The 16,133-nt window shown below is 58.8% G+C and carries 7 protein-coding genes; 6 read left to right on the forward strand and 1 reads right to left on the reverse strand.

The annotated features are described in order from the left end of the window. Positions 1-12 precede the first annotated feature (12 nt). From ACK4FF_RS03710 to ACK4FF_RS03720, 3 genes are all read left to right on the forward strand, one after another. A complete protein-coding gene (locus ACK4FF_RS03710) occupies positions 13-702 on the forward strand; it encodes a hypothetical protein (protein ID WP_409704722.1) in 690 nt (229 codons plus the stop codon). Between the two features lie 173 nt (positions 703-875). Further along, positions 876-1,436, forward strand: coding sequence for a hypothetical protein (locus ACK4FF_RS03715; protein ID WP_409704724.1), 561 nt, complete (start codon positions 876-878; stop codon positions 1,434-1,436). Positions 1,437-1,448: 12 nt separating this feature from the next. Then, entirely contained in the window at positions 1,449-9,428 is a 7,980-nt protein-coding gene (locus ACK4FF_RS03720) for a beta strand repeat-containing protein (RefSeq protein ID WP_409704726.1), read from the forward strand. Here the strand turns inward: ACK4FF_RS03720 and ACK4FF_RS03725 are convergent. Then, a complete protein-coding gene (locus ACK4FF_RS03725) occupies positions 9,415-10,866 on the reverse strand; it encodes a hypothetical protein (protein WP_409704728.1) in 1,452 nt (483 codons plus the stop codon). The genes ACK4FF_RS03720 and ACK4FF_RS03725 overlap by 14 nt on opposite strands. Positions 10,867-10,997: 131 nt before the next feature. On the opposite strand from ACK4FF_RS03725, the gene ACK4FF_RS03730 reads away from it, so the two are divergent. The 3 genes from ACK4FF_RS03730 (at position 10,998) to ACK4FF_RS03740 (ending at position 16,050) form a co-directional block, all read left to right on the forward strand. Further along, positions 10,998-12,161, forward strand: a complete 1,164-nt coding sequence (locus tag ACK4FF_RS03730; RefSeq protein WP_409704730.1) for an NAD-dependent epimerase/dehydratase family protein — start codon at positions 10,998-11,000, stop codon at positions 12,159-12,161. A 94-nt stretch (positions 12,162-12,255) separates the two neighbouring features. Then, positions 12,256-13,863: a hypothetical protein gene (locus ACK4FF_RS03735; protein WP_409704732.1), complete on the forward strand. Its 1,608-nt coding sequence runs from the start codon at positions 12,256-12,258 to the stop codon at positions 13,861-13,863. Positions 13,864-13,941: 78 nt separating this feature from the next. Continuing rightward, positions 13,942-16,050: a CocE/NonD family hydrolase gene (locus ACK4FF_RS03740; protein ID WP_409704734.1), complete on the forward strand. Its 2,109-nt coding sequence runs from the start codon at positions 13,942-13,944 to the stop codon at positions 16,048-16,050. Positions 16,051-16,133: the final 83 nt, after the last annotated feature.

Below are 16,133 nucleotides of genomic sequence, written 5' to 3' on the forward strand. Positions count from 1 at the left end.
AAGGAGTGCATCATGAGTAGCAAACACACACCCAAAATCCCCGGCAAGCCCGGGCGGGTTCGCCCTCATCAAGGGGGTTTCATTCAAGCGGCGCTGTTGTTCGGTATTGCGCTGATGACCGCCATTCTGGGCGGCTTCGCCCTGGCCAACCGCAGCCCAACATCACAGACCGACGTCGAACAGGCGAAAGTGAATGCCTCGGTCATTCTGAAGCAGGCCAGCGACCTTCGCGACGGTGTGGGCCGTTACGCCTCCGATTTTGGCGCATCGGCTGTGGTCAGCACCATGAACTTTACCACCACCACAGGTGTTGGGCTTTTTGACCCGGCAGCGCGATATGCCTCGCCTCAGGTGATGCCCACTTCCGCTTTCACTGCAGCCAAAGCAATTGCCACGCCATCGACCAACGCAGCGGGCCATTGGAACCTGAACAAGGGAACACCGGGTAATGAATTGGGAACACCAGCAGCCGACCCCATGGTGGTGCTTAGTGGCTTGCGTCAGGATGTGTGCGGACGAGTCAATACCTTGTTGTACGGGTCTTCCGCCATTCCAACCGCCGGCGGACCCGTGGCCGACTTCACCGGAGCCGCCTCGAACGGCCTAATTTCTGGCGTCGGAGGTGTGCTGGGCTGGCCTGAGGGCTGCGTAATCTCCTCAGACGGTTCTTACGTGTACTTCAAAGTGGTTCAGGAAAACTGACCGCGAGTACTGCGTTTCCCTATTTGTTGCCATGGACAGGTTGGTGCGCTGTGCGCCAGCCTGTTTTTTTCTTCTTGCACTAAACCCACCTGACCGGGCGATATAGTCTGGCGCAATTCCCTCCGTTAAACCGATACAGCGTGGTCAACCCGCGCGGTTTTCTGGAGAGCATCATGAACGCGTTGTACAAATTGCAAGCCTTGCGCAGAAGGAGGTCGCTGGGCTTTGTGACATCCTACCTGCTCTATGGCATTGCCTTGGTCAGCGCCATGGGCCTGGCCTTCGGAAAAATGTATGTGGAGAAAGAACAGGGCCGCATCATTCAAGACAACCTCGATGAATTGGTTACGCAGGTGGACGTGTTGCGGGGCAAAGTGCTGTTGTGCGCCGCCATCTATCCTGAAGGCACCCATGGCGAGTTCGCCGTACGGCCCGCCTACCCAGCCCCACCGGCTGCAGACAACTACCGTGCGCCCATCAACACCGTGACTTGCCCCGGTTCACCTGGCGCGGCCTACAACCTTGCGCAGTTGGGCGACGGGGTGCCGCTGCCCCGTGTATTGCCCGAGTTTGAGCCCTGGGTTTACGAACACACCGAGGCCGAGGGCATCAAACTGATTCTTCAGCCCAAAGTGGCGGGCGGTGGCGAGGCGATTCGGAACCGCCTGCTCCGCAAGCTGGGTACTGTGGCCGCTGCCAGCGGCGACAACGTTGTCATCACCTTACTGAACTAAAAGGGGCACACCATGCGCCGACCTTGCCAACACCACTCCCGCATTGATGCCGCATCACAGGCCTGCGGCGCAGCCAGCCGATGGTTGCTGACTGCCGCCTTGATCGTCATCACCGCGCTGACTGCCAGTGTGGCTGCAGCGCGTTCGGGCGACACCAGCGCGGCGTTGGCCACCAACCAGGTGATTCGGCAATTCAGCTTGCGCAACTCGGTGGGCATGGCCACCCAACTGCTGCAAGGCCGGGTGGTGGAGGCCAGCGGCAAACTGCGAGGTGCACCCATGGGTGCTGCAGGTGCCTTCTTCCCCAACAACCTGGGCAGTGTACCCAGCGGCTTTGGCTTGCCACAACGGGATGGCAATGGCCGCCCCATGGGCTACTGCGCTTGGGACAATTCCACCGACAGCGATTCCTCAAGTTACCTGGGCGGTGCAAGCCGCCCTCAGCAATTGTTGTACGCCGTTATCTCCCCCGGCCTGAATGGCAGCTTTGAAACCAACTGCGACACCGTCGAGCTGACAGGTCAAGCCGCTGGCGATGACTATGTCGAGGTGCGATTGGCTTCAGAAGCCGCCTCTCAGCAATACCGTTCAGCAATCAGCACCGTGTCTGTGTTGAACTCCACCCCGGGGCAGGAAGGGGATATTCGCTTGGTGCTGGAAAACAATCGGATGTACAGCTTTGTCGGCGGAGCCTGGCAGCCCATCACCAGCCTGGGCCCATTCAACGACAACTCATCGGCCAATGGGGCAGGGGCACTCACCTACACCGGCGGTACAGTAACAGTAGCAGCCTTTGAAGCGGCAACCGCAGCACTCAGCAGCACACTCTCAGTGACTGGTGCCTCTACATTCAACGGTGCTGTCACAGCCACCAATGGCCTGACAGTCAGCGGCGGTGGTTTGAATGTGACTGGCAACACCAACTTGACGGGGAACCTTAACGTCACCGGTACCTTCAACGCAGGCACCTTTCAGGGCAACGGCAGTGGCTTGACTGACCTCAACGCAGGCAACATTAATGCGGGTATTTTGGGCACGGCATTCGGCGGCACCGGGGTGAATGCCTCGGCGGCGTCTAACGGTGCACTGTTGATTGGCAATGGTTCAGGCTTCTCGTTGGGCACCTTGGCGGGCACTGTGAATCAGGTGATTGTCACCAACACTGCGGGGGGAATTCAACTCAGTTTGCCCCAAAACATTTCTACGACCAGCACGCCAACTTTTGGTGGCTTGATGTTGAATGGCCCGTTGAACGGCACTACCGGGGCATTTACCGGGGATGTGGCCGTGGGTGGGGTGTTGACCGGAACATCCGGCACGTTCAGCGGCAACCTGTCTGCACGTCGTTTGTTGCTGGCCGACTCTACCGGTGGCGTAACCAACCCAAACCTTGTAATTGGAAATGGCGCACTTGGTGGCTTACCCGGCGGCACTGGGGGTAACACGGTGATTGGTGTCGGCGCCTTGGGGGCCAATTCCACAGGCAGCAACAACGTGGCTTTTGGTCGTAGTGCAGGGTACGCCAACGCATCGGGTGTGTTCGCCAATGCCAACACCACGGGCAGCAACAACACCTTCTTGGGTGTTTTCGCCATGCCCGGTACAACAACCCAATTGACGTACGCCACTGCCTTGGGTTCTGAAGCCTTGGTCACCACCAGCAACACCATCGCTTTGGGCCGCACCACGGACGCCGTGGTGATTGGTGCCACAGGCACTGCCACCAGCGGCATTCTGCAAAACAAAGCACTGCAAGTGACTGGTAACGTGGGCATCAGCGGCGACTTGGTCATCGGCGGTGCATTCACCGCCACCAGCTTCAGCGGTAATGGCAGCGGCTTGACCAACCTGAATGCCGCCAACATTTCCACGGGTGTGTTGCCCGTGGCACGGGGTGGTACAGGAGTGGGCACAACACCCACCAACGGCCAGTTGCTGATTGGTAACGGCACAGGCTACGCCTTGGGCAGTGTGAGTGGCACCGCCAACCAGGTTACTGTGAACTACACCGGTGGCAACCTTGTGCTTAGCCTGCCGCAGAACATTGCAACTGCCAGTACGCCTACCTTTGGTGGCATGGCTTTGAACGGCGGGCTGACCGGCACCACGGCCAACTTCAGTGGCCGGGTTGATGCAGCCAGCTTCTACGCCGGTGGCAACCAACTGTTGCCTTTGACAGCCACCAACATTCGCAACGCGCTCACCCCCTCTACCAACAGCATTGCTTTGGGCACCAGCTCATTCGCTGAATTGGATGAAGGTACGAAGAACACCTCGGTGGGCTATGCCGCCCTGCAAGGTGTACGAGATGGCACCGACAACGCCGTGGTGGACTACCGCGCGGGCTACACCATCCGTGATGGCAGCGGCAACACAGCCTTGGGCTCGCTGGCGCTGGACACCATTCGTGATGGTACCTACAACACTGCACTGGGTTATTCCGCTGACGCGAGTTCCGATGGCTTAAGCTACGCCACCGTGATTGGTGCCAACGCTTCAGTGTCCTCCAGCAACACAATCGTGTTGGGCCGCACCAGCGACACCACGGTGATTGGTGCCACCGGCACTGCAGGCAGCGGCACCTTGCAGGGCAAGAAACTGCAAGTGACTGGCGACATTGGCGCCACCGGCAACATTCAGATTGACGGCATCTTCACCGGCAACGGCAGTGGCTTAACCAACCTGAACGCAGGCAACTTCACCACGGGTGTGCTGCCTGTTGCGCGGGGGGGTACTGGGGTTGGTACAACACCCACCAACGGCCAAATACTGATTGGTAACGGCACCGGCTATTCCTTGGGCAGTGTGACTGGCACCGCCAACCAGGTTACCGCAACCTACAGCGGTGGAAACATTGCGCTTAGCCTCCCGCAAAACATCGGCACTGCGAGCACCCCCACCTTTGGTGGCATGGCCTTGAACGGCGGTTTGACTGGCACCACCGGTAGCTTTACCGGTACCCTCACTGCGCAGCGGCTAATCCTGAGTGACTCCACTGGCTCGGTGATCAACCCAAACCTTGTGATTGGGCTCAACGCCATGCAAGGCGCAGCAAGCGGTAACGGTGGAAATACAGCAATCGGTAGCGATGCATTGCGATCAAATACTTCTGGGGAGTCAAACGTTGCGTTGGGCTACAGGGCAATGGAGTTCAATACAACGGGCTCTGATAACACTGTGCTTGGGGCAGAGGCGTTACAGAACAACATCAGTGGGTACAGGAATACAGCTCTGGGTCGGGCTGCTCTCAAGCTAAGTACCACTGGGTACTTCAATACCGCGATAGGCGAATTAGCGCTATGGCGAAATTTAACAGGGTACAGAAACGTCGCTATTGGTAACAGTACCTTGGGGAATTCAACTGGCAACAATAACAGCGCAATTGGCTCTGATTCACTTGCATCGACTACCAGTGGTTCGTCTAACAGCGCACTTGGTACTTACGCTGGCAGCACCAACATTGTTGGCAATAACAACACATTTGTAGGTGCCTCTTCCAATTCCTCTGTAAATAACTTGTCTTGGGCCACAGCGATCGGCTCCGACTCCTTGGTATCAACCAGCAACACAATCGTACTGGGCCGCACCAGCGACACCACGGTCATTGGCGCCACAGGCACCGCAGGCAGCGGCACTTTGCTGAACAAAAAACTGCAAGTGACTGGCGACATTGGTGCCACTGGCAACATTCAAATTGACGGCACCTTCACCGGCAACGGCAGCGGCTTAACCAACCTGAACGCAGGCAACTTCACCACGGGTGTGCTGCCTGTTGCGCGCGGTGGTACTGGGGTGAGCACCGCCAGCAACGGCCAACTGCTGATTGGTACGGGCAGCGGCTTTACGCTGGGCACGTTGACTGCGGGTACCGGCATCAGCATCAGCAATGCATCCGGCAGCATTACCATCACCAACACGGCAGGCGCTGTCAACAAAACCAACATCGACAGTGCGCTCACCTTTGGCACCGGTAACCTGACCCTGGGCACCTCGTCGATGTCCACCAGTTCGGTGGGCAGCCGCAACACCGCGATCGGTCAGAATGCCTTGACCGGTGGCCCGGCATTAAATGGTGCCGACAATACCGCACTGGGTTTTGGGGCGCTGCAAACCCTCACCAACAGCGCCGCGAATAACACCGCTGTGGGTTCGTATGCCCTGAACTCGTCAATCAACGGTTTGCGCAACACTGCGGTGGGTACCTCTGCTTTGCGTACTTCACAAAACGCCACAGACAATACAGCCGTGGGTTACAACTCCCAGTACAGCGGTATTGGTGCCTCGCGCATTACCACCCTGGGTACTGAAAGCCTGTATAACAACACCAACCAGAATGACATCATTGCCATCGGTTACCAGACTGCGTACGGCCAAGGCACGCCCAACGCGAACGGCTTTGTGGCCATTGGTAACTATGCGATGTACAACGTGCGAAATTCGCAAGGCTCGGTGGCCCTGGGTCATCAGGCCCTGCGTAACCTGACCGATGGCTCAGCCAATGTGGCCATTGGTATTAACGCGGGTTATGCCACATCAAGCAACAACACCACCAACGCCAACACCAGCGGTGCCAACAACACCTTCATCGGCAGTTATGCCATGCCGGGTACCAGCAGCCAGCTCACCTACGCCACCGCATTGGGGTCTGAAGCGGTGGTGTCCACCAGCAGCACTGTGGTATTGGGTCGCACCAGTGACAACACTGTGATTGGTGCCACCGGTGCCGCAGGCAGCGGCACCTTGCTGAACAAAAAGCTGCAAGTGACTGGCGACATTGGTGCCACCGGCAACATTCAGATTGACGGCACCTTCACCGGCAACGGCAGTGGACTGACCAACCTGAATGCAAGCAACATCACTACGGGGGTGCTGTCCGTTGCGCGGGGTGGTACGGGCGTAACTACCGCCCCCACCAACGGCCAAATACTGATTGGTAACGGCACAGGCTATGCGCTTGGAAGCATCACCGGCACAGCCAACCGAATCACCGTGACCAACGGCGCAGGCACCATCAATCTGAACCTGCCGCAGGACATTGCCACCACCAGCACCCCCACCTTTGGCGGCATGGTGTTGAACGGTGGGTTGACAGGCACCACGGCCAGTTTTAGTGGTAGCGTAACCGCGCAGCGATTGATTGTGTCTGACGGCACTGGCGGGGTAGCGATTCCCAACGTGGTTGTTGGTTCAAATGCCATGCAGGGCGCAGCCAGCGGTTATGGTGGCAACATTGCCCTTGGTGTTAGTACTTTGACCAGTAATACGACTGGAGACTACAACGTCGCGATCAACGACCGCGCGTTGACCAACAACACGACCGGTAGCATGAACGTTGGGATTGGTTCAGAAGCACTTAAGGCCAACACCACAGGTTCATTCAATATGGCGATTGGTGACCGGGCTTTATTTCGAAGTACAACCGGGAACTACAACGTGGCGATGGGTCTACGGGCCTTGCAATATGTGACGACCGGTTCGTCCAACACAGCGATCGGCTCGGACGCAGGCAGCACACTGACCACAGGTAGCAACAACACCTTGATTGGTGAACGCAGTAATGTCACGGTGGATAACTTGAGCTTTGCAACCGCTTTGGGTGCAGATTCGCGCGTCAGCACAAGCAACACAGTGGTGTTGGGCCGCACCTCTGACAACGTGGTGATTGGTGCAACTGGGGACAATGGTTCGGGCAACAAGCTGCAAGTCAACGGCAATGCGCAGGTGACAGGTAACCTCAGTGCTAACAGTTTGAGTTCAATCACAACCCTGCGTGATCTGAGGCTCTATTCCACTTACGACAACGTTGTGTGGGATCACCTACAAATTAAAGTGGATGCATCCACCACACGCTTCAATGCAGGAGGGGCGGAAGGAGGAATGGTCTTCAGTGTAGGTAACTCTAATCTCGATGTTGGAGCCCAGACCTACAACACAGTGTTGACTTTGTATCCGGATCGCGCTGCCAATTTCGCCGGCAATGTGAATTTGGCAGGCACAAGTCGGCTCGCCTTCGGTACTGAGCTAGGTGACAAGATTTATCTGTGGGATAGCGTGGTGAAGTATGGTTTCGGTATCAATAACGCCAACCTGACGGCCTTTGTTCCCGATGATGGACGATTTTCGCTGCGCAGAGGTAATTACAACGGCACAGAAGTATTCACCGTAGATGCGAATGGCTTGGTTCAACTAACCACCGGGCAGGAGCTGCGGTTTGGGGCTTTTGGAGAGGTGTCGGATCCGGTTTTCTTTAGGCGGATTAACAACGCAGACAACAGGACTGTGTTGCAACTTGCCGTCGGTGATGACGAGAGAACACTCGGTGACGTTTGGGGTGACGAGTTTCAAATTGGCCGAACCGTGGACAACTTCCATAATGGATTCATACCTGTGTTCAGGGTTGCTGGAAACGGTGATGCCATTCTCAGTGGTTCATTTACCGCCTTCGGCCTGCGCCCCACGGCAGGCCCCGGCACCATCATTGGCTGGAATGCACGCCCCTCCAATTCTGGGGCTTTAGTCACCGCAATTGGCCAAGAAGCGATGGGTGGGGCCAACAATAATGAAGCAGTGGCTGTAGGCCGTTCAACGCTGTACAACGATACGGGTATCTACAACGTCGGCTTGGGCAATAACACCCTCGCCGCAAAAACCAGTGGCAACGCCAATACGGGCCTCGGCCATTTTGTGATGGTTAACCTGTCCAATGGTAACGATAACGTGGCCATTGGCCACCGGGCGGGTGATACGTTGACTACCGGTGGCGCCAACACATTGGTGGGTACTTACACCAACACAGGTTCGAACAACATCAATTACAGTGCAGCGTTGGGTTACGGTGCCAATGTCAGCACCAGTAACACCATCGTATTGGGCCGCACCAGTGAAAACACCGTGGTGGGCCGCTCGAACGACGATGGCTCCGGCAACCGCCTGCAAGTCAATGGCAGTGTAAAAGCCACTGCATTCAACACCAGTTCCGACCGCCGTTTGAAAACCGACATACGCATGTTGGGCGACGACCTGTTGGACAGGCTGGGTGGTGTCAACGCCTACAACTACCGCTTCATTGCCGACCCCTACGGCAAAATGCGCTACGGGGTAATTGCGCAGGAAGTGGCGGTGTTGTTCCCCGACGCAGTCAGCTACGACGCGCAGGGCCTGATGGCGGTGGACTACGGTGCCTTGGGGGCCATTGCTGCCGCCGGTGTGGGCAAGTTGAACGTGCGCATGAATGCCATGGACGAGTTGGTGAAAACCCACGGCACCCGCATTACTACACTGGAAAACCGGGTGCAGGGCCTTGACGACCGTGTAGGCAGCCTTGAAACCTGGCGCACCGCCACCAACACCCGCATGGACACCATGCAAAAAGCCATCGACCTGAACATCGAGAAAATTGCGGAACACGCGCTGAAAATTGCCACCAACACCGAGAAAATCACCAACCTGGAGAAGGTGACGGGTGAAATCAACACCCGCTTGTTGACGGCTGAAGGGGTGCTGGACAGCCTGAACAAAAAGGTGAACACCAGCCTGGCCAAATCGGAAGACGGCAACACCTTGACAGTGTTGACACCCAACCTGGTGGCCAGCAACTTCAGTGCCGAACAGGTGCGTGCACGGTCGGCTTATGCTGAACGGCTGGAAGCTGAAATTGCCCGCATCCGCGAGCTGGAAGTGGACAACCTGCGGGCCAACACCGCCACAGCCCGCAATGTGCGTGCCGAAACTGTGAACACCGGCAGTGCGCAGGTGTATGCCGGGGTGGGTAACCCAGCCTTCCTGTTCTCAGCCCCGGCTGATGGCCATTACACCGTCAACACCAGCGCGCTGGATGGCAGCTACGCCACCGCCACTGTGATTGTGAACGGCGGCGTGGCCAAGGTGGTGCCGATTGCCAGTGAAGGCATTGACCTGATTGCCGTGGGCAACACCGTGAAGGCGGCTGCCGCAGGCAAGTCGATCAAGGCCAGTTGGATCAAGATGGGGTAATCTGGTTCGGGTCAATGGGCAGGCCGGCACCACCCAGTGCGTCAGCACCGGAAGAAATGCCGCTGACGATGGTGTTGATCAGTTCGCCGCCACCAGCACCGCCGCTTGCACCTTGCAGGGCGGTGGTCAGGGTGTCGATGCCGCCCAACAAACCTTGCCCTTCAGCCGCAATGTCGCCCAGGTTGGGTACGCCGCCCAAGCCTTCCAGTGCGGCCAGTGGGTTGGCGTCTGTGGGCACTGACAAGTCGCCCAGCGCCGATTGAATGGTGGACACCAGGCTGTCCAAACCTCCGGAAGGAAGTTCAAGCCCGGGCAGGCCGCCACTGGGCAGCCCGGTGGTGGCGCCTTGAATGAAGTCGCCCACGCCGCCGCCCAGCAGGCCGTCCAGCACGGTGTCCACTTGCGCGGCCACTTGGGTGAGGCCATCCATCACTTGGGCCACAGGTTCAACTTGGGCGCTCACGGGTTCCAACACGGTGTCGGCCACGGCCACCACGCTGCTGACAATGCCGCCTTGCAGGGCTTCCACGGGCAGGCCGTCAATCACGGTGTTCAGCCCAATGTCGGTGTTGATCAATTCCTGCACCAAGCCGGTGACTGGGGCCAGGGGCTCGCCCAGCGGGGTTTGGTCCAGGCCGTTCACCAGTTGGTTCACCAAGTCAGCCTGTGGGCTGCCTTCGCCTGTGAGGGCAACCAGTGCGTCGTGTACGTTTTCTGCAAGGCCCACGCCCACTTGCTCAACGGCACCCACCAGGTTTTGTGGGGTGGTGGCTGGGTCTTCTTGGCTGGCAGTCACGGCGTCTTGAATCGGGTCCAGCAGGGTGGTTTGCAGGTTCTCCTGAGTCACATTCTGTTGAACCAGTTCTTGCAGGCTTTGGGGGGAGTTCACGGTGCCAAATTCGGAATCGGTGAGGCCGCCCAAGCCACCAGTGCCGCCGGTACCCCCAGTTCCGCCTGTGTTGGTGCCACCGCCGTTGCCTGCCGCGCTAACGCTGCTGCCACCGCTGGGGTCGCTACCGCCGCCACCGGCCACAAATGCGCCTGCTGCAATGGCACCGCCCGCAGCCAGAAAGCCGCCGCTGGCGCCCAGCATGCCGCCAAACAGGCCCATGCCGCCGCCGTCGCCAGCCACGGCGGAGTTCTCGGTCAATTCGGTGGTGAAGTCAAAACAGTCGTCTTCTTCAACTACCACCAATTGCTGGCCGTTGGGGCCCGCTTGTTCGCTCAAGGTGATTTTGCCGTTCTGGCCCATCACCCCGGCGGCGGCGGTTTGCCCGGCCAGGCCGGGGAAATCCAGCGCCAAACGGCCTGTGGGGCCAGTCTTGATGACATCGCCGGGCAGCAGGCTGTCGCCGGCCTTGATGTTGACAACAGAACCGTTTCGGGTGACGCTTACCTCGCCCTCAAGGTCCTTGATCAGTGCGGTGGGTGTTGCCATGTCTGGCCTCCATAATCGTGTGTGTGGTGTGGGGGTATTCGCAGCAGTGCGATTTCAGCCAGTCTGAACAAGCGCAGGGTTTTCAAAACGGCAAATAAGGGGGGAACCCCCCCCCAATTGGTGGATATGTAATGACTATTCGTTTGGAAGCCATACCCGGAGCGCCGGGCATGGGGGGTTCCACCGGGGCGGCCAGTCCGGCCGCTGTTGCATCAGAAATGGCCGAATTGCAGGGCATCGACCCCAAAGGCATCAAACAGGCCGACCAAAAGCAGACCGTGCTGGTGACGGGCCACGCCGGGTTCATTGGGTTTCACGCCGCCAAAGCCTTGTTGGAGCGGGGCGACAAAGTCATCGGCATTGACTCGGTGAATGCCCATTACGACACCCGGCTCAAGCGCGAGCGCCTGACCATGCTGGACGAGGTGGCCAAGCTGACGGGCAGCAAGTACCACTGCGTGAAGGCCGACCTGTGCGACGGCACTGTGCTGACCGACACGCTGGAACAGTTCAAGGTGCAGCGGGTGATTCACCTGGCCGGGCAGACGGACAAGTACCTCAGCAGCAGCCAGCCCTTAAGCTGCGTGCAGAACAACATCAATGCCTTCATGGTGTTGCTGGAGGCCTGCCGCCACTACGGCATACAGCACCTCACCTACGCCAGCAGCCATGCGGTGTATGGCGCCGGGTTTCAAAAGCCCATGAGCGAACGTGACAGCGCCAACCACCCCCAGCGGCTGGATGCTGCCGCCCAGCGTGCCTGCGAAATGCTGGCGCACAGCTACAGCCACCAATTTCGCCTGCCCACCACGGGTTTGCGGTTTTTCTCGGTGTACGGCCCTTGGGGCAGGCCCGATTCGGTGCTGTTTGCCTTTGTGCGCAAAATTCTGGAAGGCAAACCCATTCAGATTTACAACGACGGCAGCAACACCCGCGACTACACCTACATTCACGACCTTGTCGAAGCGGTGCTGCGCGCCAGCGACACCCCGGCCCAGCCCGACCCTGCTTGGTTAACGGAGGCCCCCAACCAGGCCACCAGCAGCGCACCTTGGCGGGTGTTGAACATTGGCAATTCCCAGCCTGTGTCGATTGAAGAGTTGATTGCCGCCCTTGAACAGGCCTTGGGTGTGAGCGCGGTGAAAGAGTTCATCACCGGGCCGATACTGGAAAAAAGCCAAAGCTGCGCCGACACTACGGCGCTGCTGCGTGCCACTGCCTTCAAACCGGCCACCCCTGTGGCTGAGGGGGTGGCCCGGTTTGTGGACTGGTACCGGGGGTTTTATCAGGTGTGAATGGTTTAGAGTGAACTGACCTTGTTGGGGTGTTACTCAGCTTTGCCCCTGTTTGCATGGGGCAAACAGCCCATCACCCAGCCGAGGTTCAGTCATGATCAACCCACTTTCCGCTGTCGCCCGCATTTTCAAAACCGGCCCCGTTGCGCAAGCCTCCAGCGCTGCCCGGCCCGCAGCGGTTGCGGCCAGCCTTGCCCGGCAAACCGGGCTACACCCCGCTGCATGGCGGGTGCCCGGCCGCACCGACCCCAAGGCGCCGCTGCCTGTGGTGGGGCGTGCGCGTTTTGCGTTTCTCGCTGGCTTGGGCTTGAATGGCGCCCGGCAAGGCTTGATCGGCCAGGCCAGCGGCAGCACTGCACAACAGCCGTACCTGACGGTGTTGCAAAAAGCCCGCATGGTGATGGCAGGCGTGGACGAGCATGGCCGCAAAGTGGGCCTGGACATGCGCCAGAAGTTGAGTTTTCAGCGGCACATGAACTGGCACGGTTTCGGGTCAGCAGCAATTGCTGAACGAGAGGGTGTTCAGGCGCAGGCGTCACAGGTATTGGCCCAAACCCAAGCGGCGTTGCTTGCTGCGCTTGCAGGGGAAGGCAATGGCGCCGATGCCGCAGGTTGGGCCAACAGGCTGTTGGCGGTTCTGCCCCTGCATCTGCATTCCGATCAGGCCTTTGCGGCGTGGGCTGGCCCTGATTTGAATGTTCACGTTCAGGCGGGCCCAACGGCAGATGGTCAGCAGGGGGTAACAAGAACCGTCAATGTTGCCTCCTACCAGGATTTGGTGGCCTTGGCGCGCGGCAGGTTGCCCGGGGTGTCCAGCCCCACGCGGCGGGCAACCATGCAGCTTTCGGGTGACGTGATGAGCCGTTTGGCCAACGAGGTGGCTCTCGAGCAAACTGTGGTCAACCCCAGGACTGCACAGCCTTTGGTGTCAACTGCTGCCTACACCGCTTACCTGAAGACCGAACAACGGGTTCATGAAGTGCGGCACTTGGGTGCCACCGCCTTGCAGTTGCTGCGCAGGTTGCCTGGTGCGGTAATCCGGGCCAAAGCTGAAAGCGATTTGGCTGACCGTGTTGCCCATGGTGTGAGGCAGCCCTTGGGCGCAGCCATTGGCGAGCAGGTAACACGCATCAACCGTCGCCAGTCAGGAGATGACTTGCGCGTTTCGAAGTCAAAGCCCGCTGAGCTTGGCGCAGATGATCGACTCGAGCAGGAAGGCGAAGGCTTGCATGCACGTATTCAAAAATGGTTGGATGGATCTGTCGGATCTAATTCTGTTCAACCCCAAGCGGCCATGCGGCCTCGGGGAATTGGGCAAACCCTTGACCTCATCGAAGAGGAGGGTGAGCCTATGCCTGTGGCTCTTGAGAATTTGATTCGGCACATGAAACCCGAATTTGCCCCAGCGGATCAGCGGCAAGTGGATAACTTTGTTCGGCAGGCACATGCTTTTATGGAGGATTTTCGCGAGTTGACGAACGCTGCAGCTTCTCAGCCCAAGAACACGAGCCTCCGCGATGTTCTCAACATGAATGCAACGGATCAGGAGCATTATGGCCTCTGCGAGGTTTATGAATTCCGCCGCCTCTTGGAGGAGACCAACTTGCCCAGCGAGGAATTCCCTAGTCTTAGTGACTTCAGAAGCCATGTCAGAGCAATGGCTCAGCGCCTCGTGAATCCGCGCAGCGGGGTGAACGGGTAACAGTGGGAGGTCAAGGTATTTGCCTTGACCCCACTGAACATTCAAGAGCCTTAAAAAAGGCCTACCCGGAGAAGAGACATGACTAAATTGCAAGGGCTGACCACAGCCCTGTTGGCGCTGGCTTTGGCCGGCTGTTTGGGCGGAAACACCACCAACACCACAACCTCCACAGGCGGTGGTACCACAAACCCCAGTGAAGCCGCCGTCACCCTGATACCCAACAGCAGCAACACTGACTTTTCGGGCCAGAACCGCGAGTTCGAGGCCCCTGCGTGTAGCCTGAAAGCCGCCACCCCTCGCGCAGGCGGCGGTGTGTACAGTGTGAACCTGCAATCGGCCAGTGGCTTCAATATCGCCTTCACCGTGATGGAGCCAAAAACCTTCAATTGCCAAACGGGCAGCCCGGTGGTGCTGCACGGCCATGGTTATGGCGGTGCGCGTGAAACCACGCCGGCGGGCTTGCTCAAGCGGCTGGTGGATGCCGGGGCAGGGGTGATCAGTATCGACATGCGCGGCTTTAATGAAAGCGGCGGCACCGTGCGGGTGATGGACCCTGACTTTGAAGGGCAAGACTTGCTGCAGATTCTGGATTGGGCTGAAACCCACCTGGACTGGATGCGTTACGCCAGCGACAAGCCCGTGGGCACCCGCAAATTCAACCCGGTGATTGGTTCCACTGGCGGCAGCTACGGTGGCGGCTATCAACTGCTGATTCACAACATTGACCCCAAGCAGCGGCTGGACGCGCTGACCCCGGACATCACCTGGAACGACCTGCGCTACAGCCTGAACCCCGGTGCCGTGTACGGCGTGAAAGACTACAAGCCTGCGGACGGTGAAATTGCGCCCACCGGCATCATCAAGACGGGCTGGGCCCTGTTGCTGGTGGCTGGCGGCGAAACGGGTTCACTGGGGCCAAAATTGCAGGCGGGCCAGCCTCAGGCTTTGCAAAGCAGCGGACAAGACCAAGCCATTCGGGAAACCCTGCTGCGCGGCGCTTTGAGCAACCGTTTCCCTGCTGGGGCCAAGGAGTTTTTCCGCTACCACAGCCCAAGTTACTGGTGTGATTCCGAGGTGGCAGGCGAGCAAAGCTTCCTGCAAAACACGGTCACCCCGGGCTTGCCCCAGAAAAAACCTGCCCCAGTGGACATTCTGTTCACGCAGGGTTTCCGTGACACGCTGTTCAACTACAACGACGGCTGGCACAACTTCCTGTGTTACCGCGGTTTGACTGACAGCCAAGGCCGCAAGGGCGATGTCAGGCTGCTGACTCACCAAAGCGGGCACATTCTGCCAGTGTCGCCGTCCATGGTGCCAGGCCTCGCGGACCTGGCCGAGCAGGGCGCCCAAAATGGGTTGAACCAGATTGAGTTCCAGCGGCCTGCCGGGCCTTTTGCCTGCGGCACCTTGGGCATTCAGGATGCCCAGTTTGCCTTCCTGGTTGAAAAGCTGTTCACCGCCACCGAGGCGGCTGCCATCGCCAAAGCCGCCAGCAACAAAGGCTTCACCGAATTGGCCGCCAACAAGGGCAAAGTGTGTGTCAGCTTGACTGACGATGTGGCGGCTTCCGAGGCCTCAGCCGGTGCGGCGGTGTGGATTGACGAAACCACCTACATCAACCGCCACGGCCCCAAGGCCAAAGGCACGCAAACAGCCAGCGCGATTGCGCCAGTGGCCATCGATTTCACACCCGGTGCCAGCCCAACCAATGCCCTGCTGAGCAGCGTACCCGGCATTGCCCGTTACCCCTTTGCACCGGCTGTGGTGCCCATCGAATTGCCGGCAGGCGTTAACACCATTGCGGGTATTCCAACCGCCACGCTTGAAATTGCACCGCCTGCGGCACCGTTGATGAACCCCGCCTGCGCCCAGTTGCAGTCGGCGGTGGCCCAGTCCCCCGTGGGTATTTTGGGCCTGGACCCCGGCTGCGACCCGATGCTGTTCGTGGGCTTGGGCGTAAACCGCAATGGCGCATGGCGCTTGGTGGACGACCAGATCACCCCGCTGCGCGGCTACGGCAAACGGTTTGTGGAAATGACGGGTGTGGCTGAAAAGCTGGGTGAGGGTGAGCAGTTTGGGGTGCTGGTGTACGGTTACCACCCCCAGTATTTGGGCACCAGTTCCCGCGACCTGGCCAGCCCTGTGGTGGCCCTGAAAGGCAGCATCAACCTGCCAGTTGTTAAATAGTTGACAGTAATTGGACGGTGTTTACCCTAGGTTGTAGTGATTTTGCGACTGGAAAACACCGTTCACCCCAATCTTCTGTACTG

The sequence above is a fragment of the Limnobacter sp. genome, assembly GCF_046297615.1.
Classification (GTDB): domain Bacteria; phylum Pseudomonadota; class Gammaproteobacteria; order Burkholderiales; family Burkholderiaceae_B; genus Limnobacter.

Coding starts and splice junctions, on each gene's coding strand:
- ACK4FF_RS03710 (WP_409704722.1), top strand. CDS start 13: ATGAGTAGCAAACACACACCCAAAATCCCCGGCAAGCCCGGGCGGGTT.
- ACK4FF_RS03715 (WP_409704724.1), top strand. CDS start 876: ATGAACGCGTTGTACAAATTGCAAGCCTTGCGCAGAAGGAGGTCGCTG.
- ACK4FF_RS03720 (WP_409704726.1), top strand. CDS start 1,449: ATGCGCCGACCTTGCCAACACCACTCCCGCATTGATGCCGCATCACAG.
- ACK4FF_RS03725 (WP_409704728.1), bottom strand. CDS start 10,866: ATGGCAACACCCACCGCACTGATCAAGGACCTTGAGGGCGAGGTAAGC.
- ACK4FF_RS03730 (WP_409704730.1), top strand. CDS start 10,998: ATGACTATTCGTTTGGAAGCCATACCCGGAGCGCCGGGCATGGGGGGT.
- ACK4FF_RS03735 (WP_409704732.1), top strand. CDS start 12,256: ATGATCAACCCACTTTCCGCTGTCGCCCGCATTTTCAAAACCGGCCCC.
- ACK4FF_RS03740 (WP_409704734.1), top strand. CDS start 13,942: ATGACTAAATTGCAAGGGCTGACCACAGCCCTGTTGGCGCTGGCTTTG.